This window comes from Microbacterium sp. KU4F (genome assembly GCF_056868075.1).
Map to the genome: position 1 here is coordinate 903,034 of NZ_CP200324.1, position 25,191 is coordinate 928,224.

At 70.6% G+C, this 25,191-nt stretch carries 27 protein-coding genes and 1 pseudogene; 15 read left to right on the top strand and 13 right to left on the bottom strand.

Annotation, left to right across the window (positions count from 1 at the left end; translation table 11 throughout):
• Nucleotides 1-93: 93 nt before the first annotated feature.
• From AC1VNH_RS04540 to AC1VNH_RS04565, 6 genes and pseudogenes are all read left to right on the top strand, one after another.
• Nucleotides 94-852 carry an NUDIX hydrolase gene (locus AC1VNH_RS04540; RefSeq protein ID WP_483110102.1) on the top strand — a complete coding sequence of 253 codons (759 nt, stop codon included), beginning with the start codon at nt 94-96 and terminating at the stop codon, nt 850-852.
• Entirely contained in the window at nt 849-2,174 is a 1,326-nt protein-coding gene (gene nadA, locus AC1VNH_RS04545; protein WP_483110103.1) for a quinolinate synthase NadA, read from the top strand. The genes AC1VNH_RS04540 and nadA overlap by 4 nt, the downstream gene beginning before the upstream one ends.
• The gene (gene nadB, locus AC1VNH_RS04550; RefSeq protein WP_483110104.1) at nt 2,171-3,700 is read left to right on the top strand and encodes an L-aspartate oxidase; all 1,530 of its coding nucleotides are present in this window, start codon (nt 2,171-2,173) and stop codon (nt 3,698-3,700) included. Before nadA ends, nadB begins: the two co-directional genes overlap by 4 nt.
• Nucleotides 3,694-4,560 (top strand): carboxylating nicotinate-nucleotide diphosphorylase, encoded by an 867-nt coding sequence (gene nadC / locus AC1VNH_RS04555; protein WP_483110105.1) that lies wholly within the window; start codon nt 3,694-3,696, stop codon nt 4,558-4,560. The genes nadB and nadC overlap by 7 nt, the downstream gene beginning before the upstream one ends.
• 8 nt (nt 4,561-4,568) lie before the next feature.
• Nucleotides 4,569-5,706 (top strand): annotated as a pseudogene (locus AC1VNH_RS04560) (cysteine desulfurase family protein).
• Nucleotides 5,703-6,668 (top strand): glycosyltransferase family 2 protein, encoded by a 966-nt coding sequence (locus AC1VNH_RS04565; protein ID WP_483110106.1) that lies wholly within the window; start codon nt 5,703-5,705, stop codon nt 6,666-6,668. The pseudogene AC1VNH_RS04560 and the gene AC1VNH_RS04565 overlap by 4 nt, the downstream one beginning before the upstream one ends.
• 7 nt (nt 6,669-6,675) lie before the next feature.
• Here the strand turns inward: AC1VNH_RS04565 and AC1VNH_RS04570 are convergent, their stop codons facing one another.
• Nucleotides 6,676-8,538, bottom strand: a complete 1,863-nt coding sequence (locus tag AC1VNH_RS04570) for an ABC transporter ATP-binding protein (protein WP_483110107.1) — start codon at nt 8,536-8,538, stop codon at nt 6,676-6,678.
• Nucleotides 8,539-8,740: 202 nt separating this feature from the next.
• On the opposite strand from AC1VNH_RS04570, the gene AC1VNH_RS04575 reads away from it, so the two are divergent.
• Both AC1VNH_RS04575 and AC1VNH_RS04580 read left to right on the top strand, forming a co-directional pair.
• Nucleotides 8,741-10,060 carry a DHA2 family efflux MFS transporter permease subunit gene (locus AC1VNH_RS04575; RefSeq protein WP_483110108.1) on the top strand — a complete coding sequence of 440 codons (1,320 nt, stop codon included), beginning with the start codon at nt 8,741-8,743 and terminating at the stop codon, nt 10,058-10,060.
• Nucleotides 10,048-10,239 carry a hypothetical protein gene (locus AC1VNH_RS04580; RefSeq protein WP_483110109.1) on the top strand — a complete coding sequence of 64 codons (192 nt, stop codon included), beginning with the start codon at nt 10,048-10,050 and terminating at the stop codon, nt 10,237-10,239. The genes AC1VNH_RS04575 and AC1VNH_RS04580 overlap by 13 nt, the downstream gene beginning before the upstream one ends.
• Before the next feature lie 21 nt (nt 10,240-10,260).
• Here the strand turns inward: AC1VNH_RS04580 and AC1VNH_RS04585 are convergent, their stop codons facing one another.
• A complete protein-coding gene (locus AC1VNH_RS04585) occupies nt 10,261-10,383 on the bottom strand; it encodes a hypothetical protein (protein WP_483110110.1) in 123 nt (40 codons plus the stop codon).
• A gap of 48 nt (nt 10,384-10,431) precedes the next feature.
• Between AC1VNH_RS04585 and AC1VNH_RS04590 the strand changes: the two genes are divergently transcribed.
• Complete coding sequence (locus AC1VNH_RS04590) at nt 10,432-10,773, top strand: hypothetical protein (RefSeq protein WP_483110111.1); 342 nt, start codon at nt 10,432-10,434, stop codon at nt 10,771-10,773.
• 35 nt (nt 10,774-10,808) lie between these two features.
• Nucleotides 10,809-11,342 (top strand): gluconokinase, encoded by a 534-nt coding sequence (locus tag AC1VNH_RS04595; RefSeq protein ID WP_483110112.1) that lies wholly within the window; start codon nt 10,809-10,811, stop codon nt 11,340-11,342.
• Here AC1VNH_RS04595 and AC1VNH_RS04600 read toward each other — a convergent pair.
• The 4 genes from AC1VNH_RS04600 to AC1VNH_RS04615 form a co-directional block, all read right to left on the bottom strand.
• The gene (locus tag AC1VNH_RS04600) at nt 11,318-12,109 is read right to left on the bottom strand and encodes an SDR family NAD(P)-dependent oxidoreductase (protein ID WP_460740830.1); all 792 of its coding nucleotides are present in this window, start codon (nt 12,107-12,109) and stop codon (nt 11,318-11,320) included. The genes AC1VNH_RS04595 and AC1VNH_RS04600 overlap by 25 nt on opposite strands.
• Before the next feature lie 120 nt (nt 12,110-12,229).
• On the bottom strand, nt 12,230-12,529 hold the full coding sequence (locus AC1VNH_RS04605) for a DUF6510 family protein (protein WP_483110113.1): 300 nt from the start codon (nt 12,527-12,529) through the stop codon (nt 12,230-12,232).
• A complete protein-coding gene (locus AC1VNH_RS04610; RefSeq protein ID WP_483110114.1) occupies nt 12,529-13,017 on the bottom strand; it encodes a ferredoxin reductase domain-containing protein in 489 nt (162 codons plus the stop codon). Before AC1VNH_RS04610 ends, AC1VNH_RS04605 begins: the two co-directional genes overlap by 1 nt.
• Before the next feature lie 229 nt (nt 13,018-13,246).
• Nucleotides 13,247-13,840 carry a sulfite oxidase-like oxidoreductase gene (locus AC1VNH_RS04615; RefSeq protein ID WP_483110115.1) on the bottom strand — a complete coding sequence of 198 codons (594 nt, stop codon included), beginning with the start codon at nt 13,838-13,840 and terminating at the stop codon, nt 13,247-13,249.
• A gap of 208 nt (nt 13,841-14,048) precedes the next feature.
• Between AC1VNH_RS04615 and AC1VNH_RS04620 the strand changes: the two genes are divergently transcribed.
• A complete protein-coding gene (locus AC1VNH_RS04620) occupies nt 14,049-15,263 on the top strand; it encodes an MFS transporter (RefSeq protein WP_483110116.1) in 1,215 nt (404 codons plus the stop codon).
• The gene (locus AC1VNH_RS04625) at nt 15,260-15,610 is read left to right on the top strand and encodes a UBP-type zinc finger domain-containing protein (RefSeq protein WP_483110117.1); all 351 of its coding nucleotides are present in this window, start codon (nt 15,260-15,262) and stop codon (nt 15,608-15,610) included. Before AC1VNH_RS04620 ends, AC1VNH_RS04625 begins: the two co-directional genes overlap by 4 nt.
• A gap of 16 nt (nt 15,611-15,626) precedes the next feature.
• On the opposite strand, the gene AC1VNH_RS04630 is transcribed toward AC1VNH_RS04625, so the two are convergent.
• From AC1VNH_RS04630 to AC1VNH_RS04645, 4 genes are read right to left on the bottom strand one after another with little or no spacing between them, the layout of a single operon-like run.
• The gene (locus tag AC1VNH_RS04630) at nt 15,627-16,364 is read right to left on the bottom strand and encodes an alpha/beta hydrolase (protein WP_483110118.1); all 738 of its coding nucleotides are present in this window, start codon (nt 16,362-16,364) and stop codon (nt 15,627-15,629) included.
• 15 nt (nt 16,365-16,379) lie between these two features.
• Nucleotides 16,380-17,282, bottom strand: coding sequence for an alpha/beta fold hydrolase (locus AC1VNH_RS04635; protein ID WP_483110119.1), 903 nt, complete (start codon nt 17,280-17,282; stop codon nt 16,380-16,382).
• A gap of 11 nt (nt 17,283-17,293) precedes the next feature.
• Nucleotides 17,294-18,502, bottom strand: a complete 1,209-nt coding sequence (locus AC1VNH_RS04640; RefSeq protein ID WP_483110120.1) for a helix-turn-helix domain-containing protein — start codon at nt 18,500-18,502, stop codon at nt 17,294-17,296.
• Nucleotides 18,503-18,538: 36 nt separating this feature from the next.
• On the bottom strand, nt 18,539-19,396 hold the full coding sequence (locus AC1VNH_RS04645; RefSeq protein ID WP_483110121.1) for a helix-turn-helix domain-containing protein: 858 nt from the start codon (nt 19,394-19,396) through the stop codon (nt 18,539-18,541).
• Nucleotides 19,397-19,595: 199 nt separating this feature from the next.
• On the opposite strand from AC1VNH_RS04645, the gene AC1VNH_RS04650 reads away from it, so the two are divergent.
• Both AC1VNH_RS04650 and AC1VNH_RS04655 read left to right on the top strand, forming a co-directional pair.
• Nucleotides 19,596-20,645 (top strand): Dyp-type peroxidase, encoded by a 1,050-nt coding sequence (locus AC1VNH_RS04650; RefSeq protein ID WP_483110122.1) that lies wholly within the window; start codon nt 19,596-19,598, stop codon nt 20,643-20,645.
• A 17-nt stretch (nt 20,646-20,662) separates the two neighbouring features.
• Nucleotides 20,663-21,463: a family 1 encapsulin nanocompartment shell protein gene (locus AC1VNH_RS04655; RefSeq protein WP_483110123.1), complete on the top strand. Its 801-nt coding sequence runs from the start codon at nt 20,663-20,665 to the stop codon at nt 21,461-21,463.
• 5 nt (nt 21,464-21,468) lie between these two features.
• On the opposite strand, the gene AC1VNH_RS04660 is transcribed toward AC1VNH_RS04655, so the two are convergent.
• Genes AC1VNH_RS04660 through AC1VNH_RS04670 form a run of 3 tightly spaced genes read right to left on the bottom strand, consistent with a single transcriptional unit; the run spans nt 21,469 to nt 24,346 of the window.
• Nucleotides 21,469-22,056: a TetR/AcrR family transcriptional regulator gene (locus AC1VNH_RS04660; RefSeq protein WP_483110124.1), complete on the bottom strand. Its 588-nt coding sequence runs from the start codon at nt 22,054-22,056 to the stop codon at nt 21,469-21,471.
• A gap of 35 nt (nt 22,057-22,091) precedes the next feature.
• Nucleotides 22,092-23,759: an ABC1 kinase family protein gene (locus AC1VNH_RS04665; protein ID WP_483110125.1), complete on the bottom strand. Its 1,668-nt coding sequence runs from the start codon at nt 23,757-23,759 to the stop codon at nt 22,092-22,094.
• A 41-nt stretch (nt 23,760-23,800) separates the two neighbouring features.
• A complete protein-coding gene (locus AC1VNH_RS04670) occupies nt 23,801-24,346 on the bottom strand; it encodes a PadR family transcriptional regulator (RefSeq protein WP_137417445.1) in 546 nt (181 codons plus the stop codon).
• A 163-nt stretch (nt 24,347-24,509) separates the two neighbouring features.
• On the opposite strand from AC1VNH_RS04670, the gene AC1VNH_RS04675 reads away from it, so the two are divergent.
• A complete protein-coding gene (locus AC1VNH_RS04675; RefSeq protein ID WP_483110126.1) occupies nt 24,510-25,187 on the top strand; it encodes a hypothetical protein in 678 nt (225 codons plus the stop codon).
• Nucleotides 25,188-25,191 lie beyond the last annotated feature (4 nt).

Below are 25,191 nucleotides of genomic sequence, written 5' to 3' on the forward strand. Positions count from 1 at the left end.
CCGCGCTGACAGGGCGCCGCGAGACGCCTGAGCCGGCGACGGATTTGGCTTCTGGTCGCGATGACATTAAGATCGTGGCGAGTTAAGGTCACCATGACACGAACTAACCCCTCTCCCGACACCGCCGACGCCGAGTCCCCCGAGACGCGCGTGGCGGTCTCGACCGTGATCTTCAGCCTGCGGCGTGACGGCGACGAGGATCCGCGGCTCGTCCTCCCCCTCGTCAAACGCACCCGCGATCCGCACGAGGGTCTCTGGGCCTTGCCGGGCGGCTGGCTGGATGCTTCGGAGAACCTCGATGAGGCGGCCTCGCGCACACTCGCCGAGACGACCGGTCTCAGCGCGAGCTACCTCGAGCAGCTCTACGCGTTCGGCGACATCGGCCGCTCGCCGAGTCGCGTCGTCTCGATCGTGTACTGGGCGCTGCTGCGCTCCGACGAGGTCGATGCGCAGAGCGCCGCGCACGCCGCAGCGGGAGACGCGCCCGAGAACGTCGACTGGTTCACGGCGACCGATCTTCCGGGCCTCGCCTTCGACCACAACGCGATCGTCGATTACGCCCTGTGGCGACTGCGCAACAAGGTCGGCTATAGCCGCATCGCACACGGCCTTCTCCCGGACGCCTTCACCCTCGCCGATCTGCGCGAGGTCAACGAGGCGATCCTGGACCGCAAGCTCGACCCGGCCAACTTCCGGCGGCAGGTCGAGAACAGCAACACCCTGATCCCCACCGAGTCGTTCCGCACCGGAAGCCACCGGCCGGCACGGCTGTACCGCTACAACCAGGACGTCGAGCTGGCCGATCGCGGCCCCCTCGGCCGCCCGCGAAGTCACGAATCGAGCACGACATGAGCACGACGCTGACCATCCAGCCGCGACCCATCGATCCGTCCGTCGATCACGAGATCCAGGCGATCGTCGCGGGCGCCGGGTCGGGGTCCACCTGCAACACCGACCTCGCGGCGGGCCCGTGGGATTTCGATACGCGCCCCGGATACGGGCCCGGCGCCTCGATGGGCGATGTGATCCCCACCGGCTCCCCGCGCCAGGGCATGCTCCCTCAGGCATACCGCGACGCGAGCGACGACGAACTCGACGCCCGCATCCGCCGCGCGAAGGAGACCCTGGGCGACCGCGTGGTCGTGCTCGGGCACTTCTACCAGCGCGAGGAGGTCGTGCGTCACGCCGACTACGTGGGCGACTCGTTCCAGCTCGCCAACGCCGCGCTCGAGCACCCCGACGCCGAGGCGATCGTCTTCTGCGGCGTGCACTTCATGGCCGAGACCGCCGACCTCCTCTCACAGCCCGATCAGGCCGTCATCCTGCCGAACCTCGCCGCCGGATGTTCCATGGCCGACATGGCCGACATCGACCAGGTCGAGGAATGCTGGGAGCAGCTGGAGGAGCTCTACGGCGACATGGACACCCCCGACGCCGATGGCCTCGTGCCGGTCGTGCCGGTGACCTACATGAACTCGTCCGCGGCGATCAAAGGCTTCGTCGGACGCCACGGCGGCATCGTCTGCACCTCCTCGAACGCGCGCACGGTACTCGAGTGGGCGTTCGCGCGGGGCCGTCGGGTGCTGTTCTTCCCCGACCAGCACCTCGGGCGCAACACCGCGAAGGCCATGGGCGTGCCGCTCGAGCAGATGCCGATGTGGAACCCGACGAAGCCGCTCGGCGGCAGCGACGAGCAGACGCTCGCCGACGCCCGCGTCATCCTCTGGCACGGCTTCTGCTCGGTGCACCGCCGGTTCACGGTCGACCAGATCGACAAGGCGCGCGCCGAGCACCCCGGCGTCCGGGTGATCGTGCACCCGGAGTGCCCGATGGCCGTCGTGGACGCGGCCGACGAGGCGGGCTCCACCGACTACATCCGCAAGGCGATCGCCGCGGCCACCGAGCCCACGACCTTCGCGATCGGCACCGAGATCAACCTGGTGCAGCGCCTCGCCGCGCAGTACCCGCAGCACGAGATCTTCTGCCTCGACCCCGTGGTCTGCCCGTGCTCGACGATGTACCGCATCCACCCCGGCTACCTCGCCTGGGTGCTGGAGGGCCTCGTCGCGGGTGAGACGCTCAACCGCATCACCGTGCCCGCCTCCGTCGCCGACCCGGCGCGTGTCGCCCTCGAGCGGATGCTGGCGGCCAAGCCCTCGGGCAGCGCGGCATGAGGGCGGTCGTCGTCGGCAGCGGCATCGCCGGGCTCACGGCGGCGCTCGCGGCGGCCGAGGGCGGGGCCGAGGTCACGCTCGTGACGAAGGCGGCGGCGGATGCGGGCAGCACCGCGCACGCGCAGGGAGGGATCGCCGCCGTCACGGCGACCAGCGACTCCCCCGACGCCCACTTCGATGACACCCTGACCGCCGGCGCGGGTCTGAACGACCCCGCGGCGGTGCGGGTGCTCGTCGATGCCGGTGGCGAGACGATCCGCGCACTGGTGGCGGCGGGCGTCCCGTTCGACCGCGACGACGCGGGTGAGCTGCGACGGGGCCTGGAGGCCGCGCACTCGGCTCCCCGTGTGCTGCACGCGGGCGGCGATGCGACAGGTGCGGCCATCGAGGCCGCCCTGCTCGCGCGACTCGCCGACAGCGACGTGGTCGTGCGCGAGCACACCTTCCTCACCGATCTCGCCCTGCGGGAGGGACGGGTGACGGGCGTCGACGTCGTCGACGCGTCGGGGAGCCGCGAGCGGATCGACGCGGACGCCGTCGTGCTGGCCACCGGCGGCGCGGGCCAGCTCTACGCCCACACCACGAACCCCTCGGTCGCGACCGGCGACGGCATCGCCGCGGCGATCCGTGCGGGCGCCGCGGTGGCCGACCTGGAGTTCGTGCAGTTCCATCCCACGGCGTTCGACGGCGAGGACCCGTTCCTCGTCTCCGAGGCCGTCCGGGGCGAGGGCGCAGTGCTGCGGGACGCGTCGGGGAGACGCTTCGCGTTCGACGCGCATCCCGACGGCGAGCTCGCGCCCCGCGACGTCGTCGCCCGCGCGATCGCTCGGCAGTCCGCCGTCCAGCCCGGCATCCCCGTCGTGCTGGATGCGACGGACCTCGGCGGCGCCGAGGCTCTCGCCGCCCGCTTCCCCACGATCGACCGTGCGCTGCGTGCGCGCGGCATCGACTGGTCGACCACCCCCGTGCCGGTCACCCCCGCGGCCCACTACCTGATGGGCGGGGTCCTCACCGATCTCGACGGACGTACCAGCGTCCCCGGCCTGTTCGCGGTCGGCGAGACGGCGCGCACCGGCGTGCACGGTGCGAACCGCCTGGCCTCCAACTCCCTGCTGGAGGGAGCCGTCTTCGGCGCGCGCGCGGCGGCGGCGCTGCTCGCCGAACCGGCGCGAGCGGCCATGTTCCCGGTCTCAGAGCGTTCCACGCCTGCCGCACCCGCGAGCGACGCACCCGCGTTCAGCCGGGCGCGACTGCAGCAGTTGCTCTGGGATCACGCGGGGCTGGAGCGCGACGAGGCGGGCCTGGCGCACGCCGCATCCGTCATCGCGGCCTGGCGCCGCGCCGCACCCGTCGCGCAGAGACTGCCCGAGCAGAGCATCGCCGCGCAGGAGGACGCCAACCTGCTGCTGGTCGCCGAGCACCTCGTTGCCGCCGCCCGGCGGCGCACGGTCTCGGTCGGTGCCCATTTTCGCCGCGGCGGCGCACCGATCGCCGCCGCCATCGCCCAGGAGGCCGAGGCATGCTGACATCCGCCACCATCGACCGGGTCGTCGCCGCGGCCCTCGACGAGGACGCCCCCTGGGGCGATGTGACGAGCGAGACGCTGATCCCCGCGGATGCCGTCGCCACAGCATCCCTCGTCGCCCGCGAAGCCGGCGTGTTCTCGGGCGGCGCGGTCTTCGCCGCCGCCTTCCGACTGGTCGATCCCAGAACGCGGGTCGAGCTGCTCCTCGCCGACGGTGAGGAGTTCGAGGCCGGCGCGGCGCTGGCCACCGTCACCGGCCCGGCGCGTTCCGTGCTCACGGCGGAACGCGTGGGACTCAACTTCGTCCAGCGGATGTCGGGTATTGCGACGCTCACGGCGGCGTACGTCGCCGAGGTTGCGCACACCGGTGCGCGGATCGCCGACACGCGCAAGACCATGCCGGGGCTGCGCGCGTTCGAACGCCACGCAGTCGTCAGCGGCGGCGGCCACAACCACCGCTTCAGCCTGTCGGACGCGGTCATGGCCAAGGACAACCACCTCGCCGTGCTGGCCGCCTCCGGCGTCCCCGTCACGCAGGCGCTGCAGGAGGCACTGGCACGCCTCCCGCACACGACACACGTCGAGGTCGAGGTCGACCGTCTGGACCAGATCGACGACGTCCTCGCCGCGGGCGTGGGCACCATCATGCTCGACAACTTCTCGATCGACGACCTCCGACGAGGTGTCGAGCACATCGCCGGTCGCGCGATCGTGGACGCCTCCGGCGGCGTCACGCTCAGCACCGTGCGCCAGATCGCGGAGACGGGCGTCGACGTGATCTCCGTCGGTGCGCTGACACACGCGGCCCGCGGGCTCGACCTCGGCCTCGACATCGACCTGCGCCTGGCCGACCCGGTGTGAGCGGCCCGATGTACCTCGACAACGCCGCGACGACGCCCGTGCGTCCCGAGGTGCTCGAGGCGATGATGCCGTTCTGGCGCGGCACGTTCGGCAACCCGTCCAGCCACCACGAGGTCGGCGAGCAGGCGGCGTCCGCCCTCGCCGACGCGCGGGCGCGCGTGGCAGCGGTGCTGGGCGTGCGCACGGGCGACGTGGTCTTCACCTCCGGCGGCACGGAGGGCAACAACCTCGCCGTCAAGGGGATCGCTCTGGGCGCCATGCTCGCCCGAGGCCGCCGCCACGTCGTGACGACGACGGTCGAGCACGAGTCGATCCTCGAATCGGTCGCCGCCCTCGAACGCCTCCACGGTTTCGAGGCGACGGTCCTGGAGGTCGACGACGCCGGCCGGGTGTCTCCGGATGCGGTCGCCGCAGCTTCTCCGGGAGGACACCGCGCTCGTCACCCTCGGCTATGCGAACAGCGAGACCGGCACCGTGCAGGATGTGAAGGCCATCGCCGCCGTCACGACCGCCTCTCGGGTGCCGTTGCACCTCGATGCGGTGCAGGCGGCGGGCTGGCTGGCGCTCTCCGGCACAGGGGCCGACGCGATCACCGTCGCCGGCCACAAGCTCGGCGCCCCGAAGGGCATCGGTGCCGCGGCGATCCGCGGCCGCATCCCGGTCGAGCCGATCCTCCACGGCGGCGGACAGGAACGCGGCAGACGCAGCGGCACCGAGGACGTCGCCGGCGCGGTGGGGCTGGCGACCGCGCTCGAGCTCGCCGAGGCGGAACGCGCTGCATCCGCCGCCCGCGTCGGTGCCGCACGCGACGCGTTCGTCGCGCGCGTGCTCGACGCGGTTCCATCGGCTGCGCTGACAGGACACCCCACCGCGCGGCTCCCCGCGACGGCGAGTTTCACCTTCGCGGGTACCAGCGGCGAAGCGGTGCTGCTGGAGCTCGAACGGCGCGGCATCGTCTCCTCCAGCGGATCGGCGTGCGCCGCGGGCAGCGATGAGCCCTCGCATGTGCTCGTGGCGATGGGCATCGCGCCGGAGGTGGCGCAGACCGCCGTGCGCTTCACCTTCCCCCACGATCTGACGGTCGATCTCGGCCCCGTCGCCGAGGCGGTCGCCGCATCGGTGGCGGCGGTACGATCGGCGACGTGAGTCAGCGCCCCCTCGTCACGGTCGTCGTCCCCGGCTACCAGGTCGAGCCGTGGGCGCAGGCGGCCCTGGATTCTTTGCGCGCGCAGACGCTTCCCGACTGGACGGCGGTGCTCGTCGACGACGCGTCCTCCGATCGCACCGGCGATCTGTTCGAGGCGGCCGCCGGATCCGATCCGCGCTTCCGCGTGCGCCGGCTGTCGCAGCGCGGCGGCCTCGGCGCGGCGCGCAACATCGCGCTGGACGAGGTCGACACTCCGTACCTCGGATTCCTCGACGCCGACGACGTCATGCTGCCCGCCACTCTCGAGCGCTTCGTCACCACCCTGGATCAGAGCGGGAGCGATTTCGCAGTGGGCGCATATGTACGCCTGCGTCCGGACGGGTCGGGCGGCTACGCCGCCGGCGACGTGCAGCCGTGGGTGAGCCGCGCGACGGCACCCGCGCGGACGGCGACGACCCTCGAGGAGCATCCCGAGGTGACGGCGAACGTCGTCGCGTGGTCGAAGCTGAGCCGCACCGAGTTCTGGCAGCGCACCGGCCTGCGATTCCCCGAGGGACGGCTGTACGAGGACCAGGTCGTCGCCCAGCAGATGTATGCGAGAGCGCGCCGGTTCGACGTGTTGTCGGACGTCGTCGTGCACTGGCGGGAGCGCGCCGACGGCTCCTCCATCACGCAGCACGAGGAACGGCTGGATGTGCTGCGCGACTGTCTCGACGCGATGAGCGAGGGGATGCGGGTGCTCGACGGCACCGGGCACACCGCCGCGGCACGGGCCCGCGCGGGGCAGCTGCTGCGCATGGACATCCCGCGGCTCGCACGTGTGGCGGCGGCGCACCCCGACGACGAGTACCGCCGGCTGGTCGGCGCGTTCGCCCGATCGGTCGCCGAGCGACAGGATGCGGCGGCCGTCGCCCTCCCGGAGGACGCGCAGCCGCTGATCTCCGCCGCCCTGCTCTGGTGAGCGCCGCTCAGACGGTGAGCTGCTCGGCGGCGAGCGTGGCGTAGAGCCCCTGCGCCGCCACGAGCTCGGCGTGCGTGCCGCGCTCGACGATGCGGCCGTCGTCGACGACGAGGATCACGTCGGCGGCGACCACGGTCGACAGCCGGTGCGCCACGGTGATCGTGGTGCGGCCACGGGCCGCCGTGTCCAGCGCCTGCTGCACGACGCGCTCGCTGCGCGTATCGAGCGCCGAGGTGGCCTCGTCGAGCAGCAGCACCGGCGGGTCCTTCAACAGCACGCGCGCGATCGCGATGCGCTGCTTCTCCCCGCCGGAGAGCCGGTAGCCGCGCTCGCCCACGACGGTGTCGTAGCCCTTCTCGAAGCCGGTGATGACGTGGTGCACGTTGGCGGCCTCGCAGGCGGCGGCGAGCTCCTCGTCGGTCGCGTCGGGCTTCGCGTACCGCAGGTTCTCGGCGATCGTCGCGTGGAACAGGTACGTCTCCTGCGAGACGATCCCGATGCGGTCGATGATGGATGCGGCAGTCAGCGAGCGCACATCGGCGCCCGCGAACAGCACCGCGCCCCCGTCCACGTCGTAGAAGCGCGGGATGAGCGAGAGGACGGTGGACTTCCCCGCGCCGCTCGGCCCGACCAGCGCGACGTGCTGCCCGGGCTCGGCGACGAAGGACACCGCATCCAACAGCGGGCGTGAGGAGGCGGCCGACTCCGGGTATCGGAAGGTGACGTCGCGCAGTTCGACGCGCCCGACCGGGCCCGGTGCAGCGGACACGTCGAGCGCATCGGGTGCGTCACGGACGGCGGGTCGCAGGTCGAGGTACTCGAAGATGCGGGCGAACACGGCAGCGGAGGTCTGCACGTCGAGGGCCACGCGCATCAGGCCCATGAGCGGCTGCAGCAGGCGCGCCTGCACGGTCGTGAACGCCACGATCGTGCCGGCCGAGATCCCCGCATCCGCGCCGCCCGACATGAACAGGCCCGCCACCAGATAGATCACGGCGGGAACGCTCGCCATGATGACGCCCACGAGCGCGAAGAAGCCCTGGCCGCTCATGGCCTGACGCACCTGCAGCCGGATCTGGATGCGGTTCTGCGCTCCGTAGCGCTCCGACTCGCTGCCCTGCCGGTTGAACGACTTCGCCAGCAGGATGCCCGACACGCTCAGACTCTCCTGCGTGATGGCCGACAGCTCGGAGAGGGACTCCTGCGTCTGTCCCGCGATGCGGGCGCGCACCTGTCCGACGCGACGCTGGATCAGCGCCAGGATCGGCATCAGGAAGACGGCGATGAGGGTGAGCCGCACATCGATCAGCACCATGGCCACGAGGGAGGCGACGACGGTGACCGTGTTGCCCAGCACACTCGTGACGGTGTTGGTCAGAACGCCCGACACGGCGCCCACGTCGTTCTGCAGCCGCGACTGGATCACCCCGGTCTTCGTGCGCGTGAAGAAGCCGAGCTCCATGGACTGCAGGTGATCGAACAGGCGCACGCGCAGATCGCCCGTGACGTTGTTGCCGACCGTCGAGGTGAACCAGGTCTGCGCGACCTGAAGGCCCCCCGACGCAAGGAAGAGCACCACCATGATCGCCACCAGGCGCACGAGAAGCCCCATGTCCACCCCCGACCCGTCGGCGGGGAAGAGCGCGTCGTCGAAGACCCGCTCGACGATGAGCGCCGGCACGACCGCGACGGCGGCACCGGCGACGACGAGCAGGGCCGTGATGATCAGACGCGCGCGATACGGGCGAAACAGCGCGGCGATCCGGCGTGCGAGGTGAGGGATGCGGGGAGCCTCGGCGTTGCGCAGGCGCTGGGCGGCTGCATCCACTCCGCGAAACCCCGGCGGATGCGACGGGCCGGCCATGCTCATGCGCTCAGCCTAGATCTCCCCCGCGTGCCCGGATCCGACCCGGTAGTCTTGTCCGACGCGCATCGGTGCCGGTCTCGGGCGACGACCAGGCCCGACCGGATTCCGCCGTCTCGGGAATGCGCCACCCGCTCGCCGCGTTGTCTGATTCGCTCGCCACTTCCGGCGGCCGTCCCCATCCCTTTTCGATTCCGAGGAGACGACCATGCACGCCGAATCCGTCCAGACCGGTTCCGTGGCCACCACCACCGACTCCACCCCCGCCGTCCGCTCCGGCGAGAACCGCATCATCTGGCTGCTGCTCGTGGCGGCCTTCGTCGCGATCCTCAACGAGACGACGATGGGTGTGGCGATCAAGCACCTCATCACCGATCTCGACATCACCGCCGTGCTCGCGCAGTGGCTGACGACCGCCTTCATGCTGACCATGGCCGTCGTGATCCCGATCACCGGCTTCCTGCTGCAGCGGCTGACGACCCGCGCGGTCTTCCTGCTGGCGATGTCACTGTTCTCGTTCGGAACGCTCATCGCCATGCTCGCCCCCGGGTTCGAGGTGCTGCTCGTCGCGCGCGTCGTGCAGGCCTCCGGTACGGCCATCATGATGCCGCTGCTCATGACGACCCTCATGACCGTGGTCGCGCCCGCCGCGCGCGGGCGGATGATGGGCCGCGTCAGCATCGTGATGGCACTCGCCCCCGCGATCGGCCCGACGATGTCGGGCTTCGTGCTGCAGTACTTCGGCTGGCGATGGATCTTCGCGATCGTGCTCCCGATCGCCCTCGTGTCCCTCGCCATCGGCGCGCGATGGATCACCAACGTCGGCACGCAGACGCACTCTCGCATCGACGTGCTCTCGGTCGTGCTGTCGGCGTTCGGGTTCGGCGGCGTCGTGTTCGGCCTCAGCCAGATCGGCGGCGGCTCGCATGACGGCACGACGGATGCGGCGGCCACCGCGTCGTCGATGACGCTCATCGTCTCGCTGGTCGTCGGCGTCGTGGCGCTCTCGTTGTTCGTGTGGCGACAGTTCGTTCTGCAGCGCGAGGATCGGGCGCTCCTGGACCTGCGCGTCTTCCGGTTCACGAACTTCACGATCTCGGTCGTGCACTTCGCGGTGCTCTCTCTCGCCTTTTTCGGCACGATCACGGTCCTGCCGCTGTTCGCGCAGAGCGCGCTGAACCTCGACCCGCTCACGACCGGCCTGATCGTGCTGCCCGGCTCTCTCGCGATGGGCCTCGCCGGTCCCCTCATCGGCCGCATCTACGACCGCTGGGGCACGCGCGTGCTCCTCATCCCCGGCTCGATCCTCACGGTGTCGCTGCTGTGGGTGTTCACGACACTGTCGGAGACGACGCCCGTCTGGGAGCTGGTCGTAACGCAGACGCTGCTCTCGATCGGCCTGGCGATGTCGTTCACGCCGCTGTTCACCGCGTCGCTCGGCTCGCTCGCACCCCGCTTCTACTCCTACGGCAGCGCGATCGTGAGCACCGTCCAGCAGGTGGCGGAGCTGCCGGCGTGGCCGTCATGATCACGATCATGAACGCGGGCTTCGTCGCCAACCAGGCGTCGGGCGATGCGGCCGCCTGGGCGGCGGGTGCGCGCAACGCCTTCCTGTTCGCCGCGATCGTGGCGATCCCGACCATCGTCGGCTCGCTCCTCATCCGCAAGCCCGCCGATTCGATCGGCGCTCCGCCCGCGGGTCACTGACGCCGAAGCGCCCGGGAGGGGTCAGTCGATGCTGCAGGAGCCGCCGCCGCAGCAGCCGAAGGACTCCTCCGGGCTCGGCTGGCCGTTCTCGTCCTCGACGGGACGGACGTTCAGCAGCTGGATCGGCGAGGGCTTCGTGGACATGACGACCATGCTACGTCCGCTCGGCGCGCCTGTCGCCCCTGTGATGCCGTGAACACCGCGGTCGCATCGTGGTGCCTCAGCCGCCACCGGGGCGCCGTCTGCACGAGGCCCCGCGGTCACGCGGGTCTGCACAATCGGGCCGGCACGTCGCAGATGTGGTCGGACCGGGAGGCGGACGCACCGTTCTGCCCCGGCTCGGGCACGCCCCAGGAGCCCGCACAGCGCCTGGCCGACGACGGGTTTCCGCACGGAGCGGCGCTCTGCGAGATCTGTTGGGGCTTCGTCCCGCTCGACGACGGCCTGCTCGCGTCGCACGACGCCTTCCGCGGCGCCGTGGATGCGGCGGAGGCCGACCGGCGCAGTGCGTGGTTCAACGCCCACGGCTGGTGACCGGCTCTCGACTCGGCGGCCATAGGCTCGAGCGTATGAGCGACACGGGTCGGATGCGGATCGTCGTCATGGGCGTCTCGGGCGCGGGAAAGTCGACGGTCGCCCTCGCGCTCGCCGCGCGCCTCGGCGGCGTCTACCTCGACGCCGACGACCTCCACGACGATGCGGCACGGGCCAAGATGGCCGCCGGCGTGCCGCTGACCGACGAAGATCGCGCGCCGTGGCTCGGTCGCGTCGGGCTCGCCTTCACGACGGCGGGCGAGGCGGGCCCCGTCGTCATCGCCTGCTCGGCGCTGCGCCGCCGGTATCGCGATCTCATCCGCGCCGAGGCCACGCAGCCGATCTTCTTCGCCGCGCTCGAACTCGACGAGGCCACCCTCGCGCGGCGGATGGCGGCACGCACCGATCACTTCATGCCGGTGGCCCTGCTCGCCTCGCAGCTCGACACGCTCGAGCCGCTCGAGGCCGACGAGTGGGGTGTGACCGTCTCGACGCGCGACAGCGTGACCGAGGTGGTCGCGCGGATCGTCGAGGCCCTGCCCGCTCAGGGAACGATCGAGTCCACGTAACCGCCGTCGACGCGGACCGCCGCCCCCGTCGTCGCCGACGCGAGGGGCGAGGCGAGGTAGACGACCATGTTGGCGATCTCGTTCGGCTCGATGAGGCGCCCCAGCAGCGACTGCGGCCTGGCCGTGCGCATGAACTCACGCTGCGCCTCGTCCCACGGCAGATCTCGACCGACGACCTGCGCCACGAACTCCTCCACGCCGGGGGTGTGCGTGGGCCCGGCGATCACGGAGTTCACCGTGACGCCGGTCCCCGCGGCGGCCTTCGCGAACCCGCGCGAGGCTCCGAGCACCGCGGTCTTCGAGGTGCCGTAGTGGATCATCTCGGCGGGGATGACGACGGCCGAATCGCTCGCGATGTTCAGCACACGACCCCAACCCCGCTGGATCATCTGCGGCAGCAGCTCGCGCGTGAGACGCACGCCGGAGAGCACATTCGTCTCGAAGAAGCGCCGCCAGGCGGCGTCGTCGATCTCCAGAGCCTCGGCGGCCTCGAAGATCCCCAGGTTGTTCACGAGCACGTCGACGCGCCCGGCCTCCGCCACCAGTGTCGCCGCCCCGGCTTCATCGGCCGCATCGGCCACGATGCCGCGCGCCGCGTCTTCGACCTGCGCGTTGATCTCGGCGACGGCGCGCGCGACGGACTCCTCGCTGCGACCGTTTACGATGACCTCCGCTCCCGCTTCCGCCAGGCGCAGCGCGATCGCGAAGCCGATGCCGGCCGACGACGCCGTCACCAGTGCCGTCTTGCCCGTCAGGTCGATGGACACCATTCCGGTTCGTTCGAGTCGCATGCTCTCTCCCTCGTCTCGGCCGTCGTTCGGCGTCGGATGCGTGCGACGCTACCGGCCGCATCCGACGCCAGTCCCCCGACAGGAGTCGAGGGACCGTCAGACGGCCGACAGGGTGGAGACCGACCCGCCGGCGGCGCGCACTTCGACGCGGCCGTCGCGGCGGAGGATCGTCGCGAACGTACGCGTGCAGCCCCGACAGCGCACGATGGCTGCCGCCGCATCCATCTCCACAGACCATTCGGCGAGGGCGGCACTGCGGCCGCAGTGACCGCAGGTGAGCAGGAGAAGCGCCGGGTCCAGACCCGCGAAGGCGTCCAGCATGCCGGCGAGCGCGTTGCCGTCGACGCGTTGCGCGACGCGGCGCGGGTCGGGTCGGGCGTGCGGCGTGCTGTCCATCAGGATCCTCCGAACCTCTCGGTCTTCACGCGAGCGGGATCGTGTCCCGCCGCGACCATCGCATCGGCGGCGGCCTCGACGAAGCTCGTCGGACCGCAGATGAAGGTCAGCGGATGCTGCGCCGGCATCCAGGTGGACTGTGCGATGCGCTCGGCATCGAGCCGCCCCACGCGTCCGGGCCATCCGGTGGGTGCCTGGCGGGTGTAGGCCCAGGTCACATCCAGCCCGGCGGCTCCCAGCCGTTGGACCTCGTCCCGATAGAGCGCATCGGCCGCCGTGCGCACCGAGTACAGCAGCCGGAACGGCGCGCCGGTGCTCGCCACGGCACGTGCACGCGCCATCGCGAGCAGCGGCACGATGCCTGAGCCGCCCGCGATCAGCTGCACGGGCGACGGGTCGGCGGCGTCCCAGACGAAGTAGGCGCCGAGCGGACCCTTGACCTCGAGCGCGTCGCCCGGCTCGGCGACGCGCACGAGGTACGGCGACACCTCTCCCTCGGGGATCTCGTCGACCGCGATCTCGACGCTCTCCCCGGGCCGAACGAGGCGATGGAGTACGACCGTTCGGCCTGGTAGCCGTCGGGCGCCGTGAGGCGGATGTCGAGATGTTGTCCGGGAGCGTTGCCCGGCCATCCGGGGACGGCGAGGGTCAGCACGCGACCGTGGGCGGTGTCGGGGACGGCGGCGGCGACGCGTGCGGCGAGCCAGTCACTGGTTCTCACCAGTAGCGTTCCTCTGTCCACGGGTCGCCGTGCAGGTTGTAGCCGTTCTGCTCCCAGAATCCCGGGTCGTCGTGCTTCTGCATGCTGAGCCCGCGCACCCATTTGGCGCTCTTCCAGAAGTACAGGTGCGGCACGAGCAGACGCGCCGGGCCGCCGTGCTCGGGGTCGAGCGGCTTGCCGTCGAACGCGTAGGCGATCCACGCTTTTCCTCCGCGCAGATCCGCCATGGGCACATTCGTCGTGTAGCCGCCGTACGAGTGCGCCATGGCGTACTCGTACGAGGTGTCGATGCCGGCGAACAGCGTGTCGACGGAGACGCCGCGCCACGTGGTGTCGAGCTTGGACCAGCGCGTCACGCAGTGGATGTCGGTGTGGACGTCCTCGGAGGGAAGGGCGAGGAACTCGGACCAGCTCCACGAGGTGACCTGGCCCGACTCGGCGCGGATCGAGAACGACCACTCGCTCTCCGGGATGCGCGGGGTGGGTCCGGCCGACAGGACGGGAAAGTCCGTCGTGAGGTACTGACCGGGTGGGAGTCGCGGGTCGGACTCCCGCCGCCGCCCGCCGAATCCGCGTGTGAACTCCGCCATGACCGTCTCCGTCTCGTCGTTGGCTCAGGGTAGCGCCGCCGCCGGCGGCGCAGAACCCTCTGCTCCCATCGAAGTCTGCCGCGTTGCGCCGAGGGCGCACGGCACCCGTGTCGAGGCGATGCTCGACACGGGTCGCACCCCGCGCCCGCGCCCGGCTCTAGCCTGTGAGGGATGCGGCCGTGCAGACCGACGGCCGGGGAGGCGGAGCATGTCGCAGGTGCGCAGCAGCAGTCGGAAGGTGTCCCACGGGGCGGGATTCTGGATCGTCGCGGTCGCCTTCCTGCTGGTGATGGCGTACTCGACCGTGCCGACCCCGCTGTATCCGCTGTACCAGGAGCTCGATCACTTCCCCGTGTCGATCGTGACGGTGATCTTCGCGGCCTACGCCGTCGGTGTCGTCTTCAGCCTCTTCTTCCTCGGGCATATCAGCGACTGGACCGGACGGCGACGGATGCTCGTGATCGCGGTGCTCGTATCCGCCGTCTCCGCCGTCATGTTCCTCGCCATGATGAGCGTGCCGGGGCTGATCGCCGCACGGCTGGTCAACGGCGTGAGCGTCGGGATCCTGACCGCGACGGCGACCGCGCACCTCGGTGAGCTTCGTCAGGCGGCCCGGCCCGACGAGAACGCGATCATCGCGGCATCCGTCGCGGGGGCCGCGAACATCGGCGGCCTCGCGCTGGGGCCGCTCATCGGCGGGCTGTTCGCCGAGTTCCTGCCCGATCCGCTCGTGCTCCCCCACGCGGTCTTCCTCGTCGTGCTGCTGCTCGCGGCGGTCGCCCTGCTCGCCGTCCCCGAGACCGTGGCGACGCCCGAGCCGCGCCCCGCGTATCGTCCGCAGCGCCTGGCGGCACCGCCCGCATCCCGCCGGATCTTCATCGCCGCGGGCTTCGGCGCCTTCGCCGGCTTCGCTCTGTTCGGCCTGTTCACCTCTCTCGCCCCGACCTTCCTCGCCGGCACCTTCGACCAGCACGATCACCTCGTCGCCGGCGCGACGACGTTCTCCGTCTTCGGCGCGGCGGCCGCGGCGCAGGTGCTGCTGGCACGCGTGCCCGTGCGCGTGCAGCTGGGCATCGCCCGGCTCGCGTGCGCCGTAGGACTCGTTCTCGTCGCCGCGGGCGCCGTTCTGCCGAACCTCGTCCTCTTCCTCGTGGGCGGTGTGGTGTCGGGTGTGGGCGTCGGGTTGCTGTTCAAGGCCTCGATCGCGACGGCGTCGGCCCTGGCGGACCCGGCGCGGCGTGGCGAGACGCTCGCGCTCATCTTCCTGATCGCGTACTGCGGGCTGGCCCTCCCGGTTCTCGCCGTCGGCGTCTTCTTGACCTTCGTCGACCAGACGGTGGTCCTTCTGATCTTCGCAGCGCTGGTGTTCATCGCTACGGTGGTGGCGGCCACGATGATGCGAGCGAGAAAGGCACAGGCATGAACGATTCGGCTCAGATCAGAACGGATGTGCCGCCCAGCGGCACCGGATGCGTGGAGTGCGAGCAGACCGGCAGCTGGTGGCTGCATCTGCGCCGCTGTGCCGCCTGCGGCCATGTCGGGTGCTGCGACGACTCGCTCGGCAAACACGCCACAGCCCACTGGCGCGCCACCGGGCATCGCGTCATTCAGAGCTTCGAGCCCGGCGAGGACTGGTTCTGGGACTACGAGTCCGAGACGATGGCCTCAGGTCCCGAGCTGGCACCAGCCCACTCTCACCCCATGTCGCAGCCCGCGCCCGGTCCCACCGATCGGGTCCCTGTGGACTGGCAGTCGCTGCTCCGGGACTGACCGGCCCGCGCCGCGTTCAGGCGAGGTTCGCCGCCACACGCACGATGAGCGCGGCGACCTCGGCCGGGTGGGTGTGCATCAGCAGGTGCGGACCGTCCAGCTCGAGGATCTGGCGGGCTCCCGCGCGCTCGTAAGCCCACCGCAGGGCGTCGGGGTTCACGACGCGGTCGGCGAGGCCGATCACACCCCAGGCGGGTGTCGTCCGCCACGCCGCCGCCTGAGCCGGCTCGCTGAGGACCGCGGCATCGAGCGGGCGCTGGGTCACGGCGAGCACGTCGGCTTCGTCGTCGGGCAGGCCGGCGGCGGCGAGGAAGGCGAACTCCCGCTCGTCCACCGAGATGTCGCGGCGCGTGCCGTCGCCGAGTTCCGGGTAGGCGACCTCGCGGAAGAACTCGACCGCCGGCGCCGCCGGGAAGCGCGCGTGGATCTCCGCCGCGCTCTCGCCCTCGTCCAGCACGTACCCGCTCACGAAGACCACGGCGGCGACGTTTTCGCTGCGACCGGCCACTCCGACCACGATTGCACCGTAGGAGTGTCCGACGAGGACGACGGGACCAGGGATGCGGGAGACGAACGCGCTGACGTAGTCGGCGTCGGCGGCGAGGCTCCGGTTGGAGATGGCGGGCACCCTCACCTCGAAACCGGCGCCCTGGAGCCGCAACGCGACGGGCGACCAGCTCGCCCCGTCCGCGAATGCACCGTGCACCAGCACGATCGCCGGCATCTCGGCCACCACGATCACCTCGTCTCGCATCTGATCGCTTCGACGCTAGACGTGTACGGGCCGCGAAAGCTGCGACCGGGTGTCCCCTCTTGTCTCGACGCCTGTCGAAGCGTCGCGCGCCACACCGCACAGGAATGCGTCCACGAGAGCGTTAAAGGCGTCCGTCGCCTCGAGGAACGGGAAGTGCGACGACGCCGCATCCCGCCCGAACACGTGCACGAGGGCGCCCGGGATGCGCGCGGCCAGCTCGCGTTGCGAACGGACGTCGACATGGCTTCCCTCGCAGCCGATGACGAGCACCGGGACGTCGATACGTCCGAGCACGTCCGTCCAGTCCTGCGCGGCGTGATCGACCAGCAGCGGGAGGGCGGCGTGCACGGGCGTATTCCGGATCTGCTCCGACACCACGCGCCACACACCCTCATCGACCGGTTCGCTGAACATGGACCTGACGAAGCGCTGCACGACGTCACCGTTCTCATCCACGGCGATGGATGCGGCGAGCTGGGTCAGCCCGTCGATCGGCAGGATCGCTCCGGTCTGGGCCGAGCGGTCCGCCGTGGTCCACGGCCACGCGATGACCGCGGCAGGCTGGTCGACCAGGACGAGCGAGCGCACGCGGGCGGAGCCGAACAGCTCGAGGTACGACCAGATGACGGAGGCGCCCATGGACCACCCGAGAAGGTCCGCCCGCTCGATCCGGAGCGCGTCCAGCACGTCGCGGAGGTCGGCAGCGAGTCGCGCGATCCGGTAGCCGTGATCCGGCTTGTCGGAGAGACCGTGACCGCGCATGTCGTACGCGATCACCCTGCGCGAGTCGGCGAGCCCGCCGAGCTGGCCCTCGAAGAGCGCCGCTGTCTGCCCCCAGCCGTGCAGCATGACGAGAGGGATGTCGCCCCCATCCGTGTCCGATACCCGCAGCCGCACGCCGTCCGAGGTCGTGATCACCCTGCCGACCATCAGATCCTCCCCGAGTGCTCCCAGTAGGCGGCGAGTTTCAGCGCGAGATGCAGGGTGCTGCGCGACAGACCGTCATCGAGCGCCTCGCGCACCGGTTCCGGCATGTTCTCGAGCCGGTAGTAGAGCGTGGTGCGGTGGATGTGCAGCACATCGCAGACCTCGCGCACGCGGCCCGCGCCGTCCAGGAACGCCTCGATCGTCTGCCGGCGCAACGGATCGGTGTCGTTCAGCAGCACGTGCGCCGCGGGCGAGAACCGGGCGAGCCGGCTCGGGTCGGCGATGATGTCGGAGATCAGCAACCAGGGTCCGATCTCTTCCGCGGCGGCCCGACCGCCCAGCGAGGGAAGAACCTCGGCGACGGCCGCAGCGGCGATGGCGCGATCGGCGACCTCGCGCAGGTCGTTGTCCTCACGCGTGAGGCTGGCGGAGCCGATGGCGCGAAGAAGCACATCCGCCGCGGCCGTCTCGGCGGCGATCGCCGCATCCGTCGCGTCGGTGTCGGACGCCTGCCCGAGAAAGAGCAATGAGGCGCCGTCCTCCCCCAGGAACGTGAGGCGCACCCCGGGAAGGCTCTCCAGCGCCCGCCCGAGCGCCGCCCGCTGCACCACGCCGGTGTCGTAACCCACCGCCACCGCGCGCACGACGCTGCCGGGTCCGCGTTCCACGCCGTACGAACGCACCGCAGCCGTGAGGGCATCCCGCCGGGCGAGCACGTCCGCGGCGAGCAGGTCTCGCATGACGGCCGTGCGCACCGACACCGTGGCCGTGCGCGAGTGGGTGATCAACAGGTCGCGCGAGACCGCGACGGCCGCGTCGATCGCGCGGTAGTCGTGCTCGGTGAGGGCGGGCATCCCGCCGGTGATGAGCCACAGAACGCCTACCGGCTCGTCGTCCGTCCAGATCGGGATGGCCAGTCGCTCACGGGCGTTGAAGCGGGTCAGGTCGATCGTGAGCGGGCGCCGCGACTGCAACAGCCGCAGGCTCTCGAGGTAGGCCCGCTCCTTCGGCGCGGTCTGACGTCGAAGGAGCGCTCGCGCCCGGACCTCGTCGATCTCGTCGCCTTGTGCAGAGGCGGCGACCGGCCGGTAGGCGAGATCGTTGATGACGACGGAGCGTCCGAGTGTTTCGGCGAGTTCGTCGACGACGTCCTGAAGAGTGATCGCGGACGAGCCGCTCGGAGCGAGGAGGAGGTGGGGGGAATACGTCATGGGTGTGCTCCTTCGTGAGGATCGACACCGGGAACGCTACTGAGGAGGCGGAGTCGGCTGGGAGGCCCGGGTAGTACCACTTTCCGTCGCCGCCAGCCGCTCGACGAGCCGTGAGAAAACGGACGCCGCGAGCGACTGCGGCGGCGCTGCCATGACGGTCATGATGTAGCCGGGGAGGGAGCGCACGCCGAAGTTCTGAATCTCGACCTCGAGCGTACCGAGCCCTTCGACGATGATCGAGATCTGCGCGTCTTCCGGCCCCGAGACGTCGTGCCGTTCCCAGATGCGCACGAAGTCCTCGTCGTGCGAAAGCTCCTCGATGATCTCCTTCAACCGGGGTGAGTCCGGATCCGCATCGCGGCGGAGGGTCGCCACGGCGGCCCTGGTCATGGCTTCCCACTGAACGAGAGTGCGCTTCATGCGGTCGTTGAAGAGGTTGACGACGACGTTCTGCCCCGCGGCCAATCCCCCGAAGCCGAATGCTGTGGCCAACGGATTGGCCACGACGACGTCGCGGTGCCGGTCCGACATGTACGCGGGCGTGTGCGTCCACTGCGCCAGCACGCGCGCGATCTGGTCGGCGACCGCCGCATCCTCCGGCGCCGCCAGCGCGGGGGTCCCGGCGGCGAGGCGTCCGAGGTAGGCGCGGGATTCCGCATCCAGACCGAGAACGCCGGCCAGCGCGCGCAGCACCTGGTCGGAAGGACGAGCGCCGCGCCCCTGCTCGAGGCGGAGGTAATATTCGGCGCTGATGCCGGCCAGCTGCGCGACCTCGTCGCGACGCAGTCCCGGCACGCGCCGGCCCGGAGCGCGCTCCAGCGCCACCTCTTCGGGCTGGCGGACATTGCGTCGGGCACGCAGATAGTCGCCCAACGCCACGCGTTCTCGTTCCATGGCTCTCCTCCCCGCAGAGACGAATGTACGTGATGGAGCGGGCGCTCCACATCCCCTGTGCATTCCGTCCGCATCCCCGGATGCGGCCGAACCCTCACCAGGTGTCGGGCGGATCTTCGTCGGGTGTCGGAGCGCTCCCACGCCAGGTCACGTCATACTTGCGACGACGGTGCTCCCGCGGCCGTCGGAAGGGAACCCGATGGCCGAGAGCGTTCGCCGCGCCGACCCCTCCTCGTTCGTGCCGGGAGCCGTGCAGCAGTTCGGCTCGCCGCTGTCGACGCACGCCGTGTTCCTGGTCCTGCGGGTGACTGCCGGAGTGGATGCACTCTCCCGTGTGCGCGGCGTCCTTGCGGATCTGTCGGGCACCATCAAGGCCGTCGCGTTCCGCGATCCCTCGGCGACGCTCACCTGCACCGTCGGGATCGGAAGTGAGATCTGGCCGCGCCTGGTGGGCACACCGCGCCCCGCCCAGCTGCGGCCGTTCGTCCCCATCGTCGGCGAAGCGCACACCGCACCCGCAACGGCGGGCGATCTGCTGTTCCACATCCGCGCCGACCGCGCCTACATCTGCTTCGAGTTCGAGCGGCAGCTCATGGACGCGCTCGGCGACGCGGTCACCACAGAGGACGAGACGGCCTGTTTCCGCTACTTCGACCGACGAGACGTGCTCGGATTCGTCGACGGGACGGCCAACCCGGTCGGCGACGACATCGCCGACACCGTGCTCGTCGGCGACGAGGACCCCGACCACGCGGGCGGCACGTACATCGTGACGCAGAAGTACCTGCATCCCCTCTCCGCCTGGCGCGCGCTGCCCACCGAGGCGCAGGAGGCGATCATGGGCAGGTCGAAGGCCGACAACATCGAGCTCGACGATGCGACAAGCGGGCAGAAGGCCCATAAGACGCTGGCGACGATCGTCGACGACGAGGGCGTCGAGCACGACATCCTTCGAGACAACATGCCGTTCGGCCGCCCCGGCGCCGCCGAGTTCGGCACGTACTTCATCGGGTGCTGCCGGGACCTCTGGGTGATCCAGCGGATGCTCGAGCGGATGTTCATCGGCGACCCGCCCGGGCTCTACGATCGACTGCTCGACTTCTCATCCGCCGTGACGGGCAGCGTGTTCTTCGCGCCGCGCCCCGACGTGCTGGACGGGCTCGACGATGAAGCCCCGAAGACCCCCGCCGCGACGACGCCTCCCCCGCGGGCCGCGGACTCCTCGCTCGGCATCGGCGGGCGCTCCTGACGATCGGAAGGACTCTCATGGATCACCTCTATCGCGACCTCGCGCCCATCACCGACGCGACCTGGGACACCCTGGACGACGAGGCACGCACACGGCTGCAGCCGGCGCTCGGCGCCCGGCACCTGGTCGACTTCGTCGGTCCGCTCGGCTGGCAGCACTCGGCGACGACGCTCGGACGCGTCGGAACGAGCTTCTCGACACCGTTCCCGGGCGTCACGGGGCGTTCGCGCCAGGTCCTGCCGCTCGCCGAACTGCGCGCGGACTTCGCACTGTCGCGCAGCGAGCTCGACGACGACGCCCGCGGTGCCGTCGACACCGACCTGACGCCACTGGACGAAGCGGCCGTCGCGCTCGCGAGCGCGGAGAACGTCGCGGTCTTCCACGGCTGGGATGCTGCGGGGTTCGTCGGCATCGTCCCGTCGTCGCCGCATGCACCGCTCAACGGTGCCGGAGAGCCGGGTCGGCTCGCTCCTCTGGTCGCCGAGGCGATCGCGATACTGTCGGGCGCCGGCGTCGGCGGACCGTACGGTCTCGCCGTCGATACCGCGACGTGGACGGAGATCTCCGGCGGGAGCGACGCGGGAGGAGCCGTGCTGCTGCGGCACCTGGAGCGTATTCTCGGCGGTCCGGTCGCGTGGACGCCCGGCATCACGGGTGCCGTCGTGGTGAGCCTTCGCGGCGGCGACTTCATCCTGGAGTCCGGCCAGGACATCTCGCTCGGGTACACGGCGCACAGCCGCGATGCGGTCGAGCTGTACCTCATCGAGAGCCTGAGCTTCCGCGTCGCGACGCCCGAGGCGGCGATCGCGATCCGCTGATCCGATCAGACGGCGAGCACTCCCGACGCGGCGAGGGCGACCTGCTCGCTCATGCGGGCGAGTTCTGCCTCATCGCGGCCGATTCGCCAGAGCTGGATGAGGGACTGCGACAGAGCGACGACGTTGGCCGCCGCGGCGACCACCTCCTCATCGGATCGGTCGCGACCGGCCGCCTCGGCCAGAGCATCGGCCATGCGCCGCTCCATCTGCGTCAGCGTGCCGGCGACGATGCGTGCGACCTCCTCGTCGGAGCCGAGTTCGGCGATCGTGTTCAGCATGAGGCAGCCGCGACGGTCCGGGTGCGCCGCGCAATCGGCGCGCACGGCGGCGAGGTAGGCGCGGACGGTGTCGGCCACGTCCCGCCCGGGAGCGAGGGTGGCGTCGATGAAGTCGACGCGTCCGGCGCAGTAGCGCCGGAAGATCACGAGGAACAGCGCCCATTTGCTGCCGTACGCCTGATACAGACTCCCGTTGGCCACACCGGTCGCGGCGGAGAGATCGGTCAGCGCGGAGCCCCGATACCCGCGGGTCCAGAACTGTTCGGTGACCGCGTCGAGGAAGAGCTCTTCGTCGAAGGATCGGGCGCGAGGCATGGCCCCACCGTAGCGTGCGCGTGACGATGGCCGCGTCAGCGCCTGCCGAACCATCCGGTCAGCACGACGTGTCCCAGCGGCAGGAGCGACAGCAGCATGAGGACAGATCCGAAGACCTCGTCGGAGGGCCGCAGCAGAACGCCCGCGATGAGCGTGCCGGAGAAGATGACCCCGCTCATGGCACGCGCCGCCAGCTTCTCTGTGCGCGCGAAGCGTCGCTCGAGACGCGAGAAGTCCACCGTGAGGCGTCCCTCTTCGAGGCGCGTGATGAGGGCATCCGCGCGCCGCGGCAGGCGCGCGGTGATCGCGGCGACCGACGCCACCTCACCGAGCATGTCGCGCATCAGATTGCCGCTCTCCGCCCGCAACAGCTCGGATGCATACGGTTCGACCGCGTCCCACACGTTGAACGCGGGGTCGAGCGTGCTGCACACGCCCGAGGTGATCGACATCGCACGGATGATGAGCAGGAAGTTCTCTGGCAACTGGAACGGCATCTCACGGGTGACGTCGCCGAACTGCTCGGCGAACTCGCGGAACTCCCTCGGGTCGACGTCGCGCAGCTCGGCGAATCCCATGCCGCCGAACCGCGCGAACAGTGTCGTCATCGCGCGTTCGAGTTCGACCGTGTCGGCGTCGGGCAGGAGTACGCCGACCTTGCCGATCCCTTCGACCAGGCGCTTGCTGTCGCGGGCAGCGACGGCGATCAGGAGGCCGCGGAGGCCGTCGCGCAGAGTGTCGGGCACCTCTCCCATCATCCCGAAGTCGATGAACGTCAGCCGGAACCCGCCCTCCACGGCGGCATCCGGCGTGACGAAGACGTTCCCGGGGTGGGGATCCGCGTGGAAGAACCCGCGGCGGAACAGCTGATCGAACATGACGCGGGCGAAGAGCTTCGCCACCTGCGCCGGATCGATGCCCGTCGCCCGGAGGGCGTCCGCATCCGAGATCTTGATGGCCGTAACGTCCGCCAGGGTGAGGACGCGGCGTGTGACGCGCTCCCACACCACGACGGGGGCGTCGACGCGCGGCTCCTCGGCGACGTCGGCGGCGAAACGCTCCGCCCAGGCCGCCTCGTGGAGGTAGTCGGTCTCGGCGAGGCTCGTGGCGGCGAACTCCTCGACCAGCGCCGGCGCGTCGACGCGTTCGGACACCACGCGGATGCGGCGCAGCCAGCCGCCCACGCGACGGAGCGCCGCGAGGTCGACCTCGACGATGTCGTCGATGCCGGGGCGCTGCACCTTCACGATGACCTCGGCGAAGCCGACGTCTTGCGCGAGGGTCTCGTGCAGGCGGGCCCGATGAGCCTGCCCGAGCGAGGCCGCGGCGACCGGCGCCTCGTCGAAGCGCGCGTAGGCGCGTTCGAGCGGCATACCCAGCTCCGCTTCGGCGGCGGCGCGGATCGCCGCGAACGGGAGGGGCGGCACTTCGTCCTGCAGCCCCTCGAGCTCCTTCGTGATCTCGGGCGGCAGCACGTCCAGTCGAGACGACAGGAACTGCCCGACCTTGATCATGAGACCGCCGAGCTCGAGCGCGAGCGCGTGGAAGCGGCGGGCCAGCCGCGTCATCCGCTGCGGCTGGCGCCGCATCGCAAGGCGCGTCAGCCCCAGGCGCGGCAGGACGAGCTCGAACCACCAGACCTGGACGAGGGCGCGTGCGGCGAAGCGGATGATCCGGTTGTAGCGTGCCCGAGTATCGGTCACGACCGGGTCCGCCCCGCCGTCACCTGCCGGCGGCACCGGGTTCAGTCCTCGGCGAGGATCGCGTACAGGCGCCGGCGCGTCTCGCCGAGCGCGTCGACCGCAGCCTGGACCTGCTCGGGCGAACCGGTGCGGGCCACCTGGGCGACGACCTGGGCGAGTTCCATGCCTGCCTTCGGAAGCGCCGTCATGCGCCCGCTGTCACGCATCCCCGGCGCCTCCCAGGGAGCGTCGGACTCGGCGGCCTCCTCCGCCTCGGCCGCCCCCGCCTCGGTGAGCGAGTACGTCTTCCGCCCGCCCGCCTCCTCGGCGACGATCAGTCCCTCGTCGGCCAGCAGCTGCAGCGTCGGATACACGGAGCCTGCGCTGGGCTTCCACGCCCCGCCGCTGCGCTCGGCGATCTCACTGATGATCTGGTAGCCGTGCATGGGCTGCTCGGCGAGCAGAAGCAGGACGGCGGCGCGGACGTCGCCGCGTCCGACCCGGAAGCCGACACGCTTGTCGACTGAGGATCGCATCTGCTCCATGGCGTCCCAGAGACTTCCCGGCAGCCCGCCACCGAATCCTGCACCCGCGAATGGATTGCTCATCGTGACCTCCTCAGATCGTGAACGATACTTCACGATATATCGTTCACGCCGGCAGTGACAGGTGCCTCAGAAGACTCCCAGCGAGGCGCATAGAGACCTCAGAAGGGATACGAAACTGTGTCCTTTCTATGCTGGGCGCGTCGGCGATCCGAACCCTAGCGTCATGAGCATGAAGCGCGCTCTCGTGGGCCCCTCGCTCGCCCTGATGGTCGTCACACTCACCGCCTGCACAGCGGTGGCGCCTGTCACCGAAAAGCCACTGCCGCAGACATCAGCCAGCTCTGTGCAGACGGGCGCCAGCACGGCGCCCGCCTCCGAGACGGCGGAAGAGGACGAACTGATCATCGACGTGGCGGGAGTCTCCTACGTCCACGAAGGCGCCACGCAGTCCGTCCCGTTCAGCGATCCCGCCGCACTGAAGGATCTCCTTTCCGCCATTGGGGGCGATACTCCCACGGAGACCCCCGTCGAGCCTTTCCCCGGGTACGAACACTCCCTGACCCGGTATGACTACGGTGGGATCCTGTTGGTCACCGATGAGGACGGACCGGCCGGCATCCAGGTGGTGACGACCGCCTTCCACGGGATCCCGGTCAGGACCCCAGAAGGAATCGGCGTCGGTTCGACGCGGAACGAGGCGCTCGGCACGGGCGCGAAGGAAAGCTACGACGACGACGGCGACGGCATCCCGGACTGGATGAATCTGGGCGCCGTCGAGGTTCCCGGTACGCAATCCCTCGCCACTCCCGGAGCGACGGGTGTGCAGTACGTCCTGATCGGAATGGATGGCGACGTCGTGTCGAAGCTCCAGGCTCCGGGCAACCACTTCTCGGATCTCTGACCCG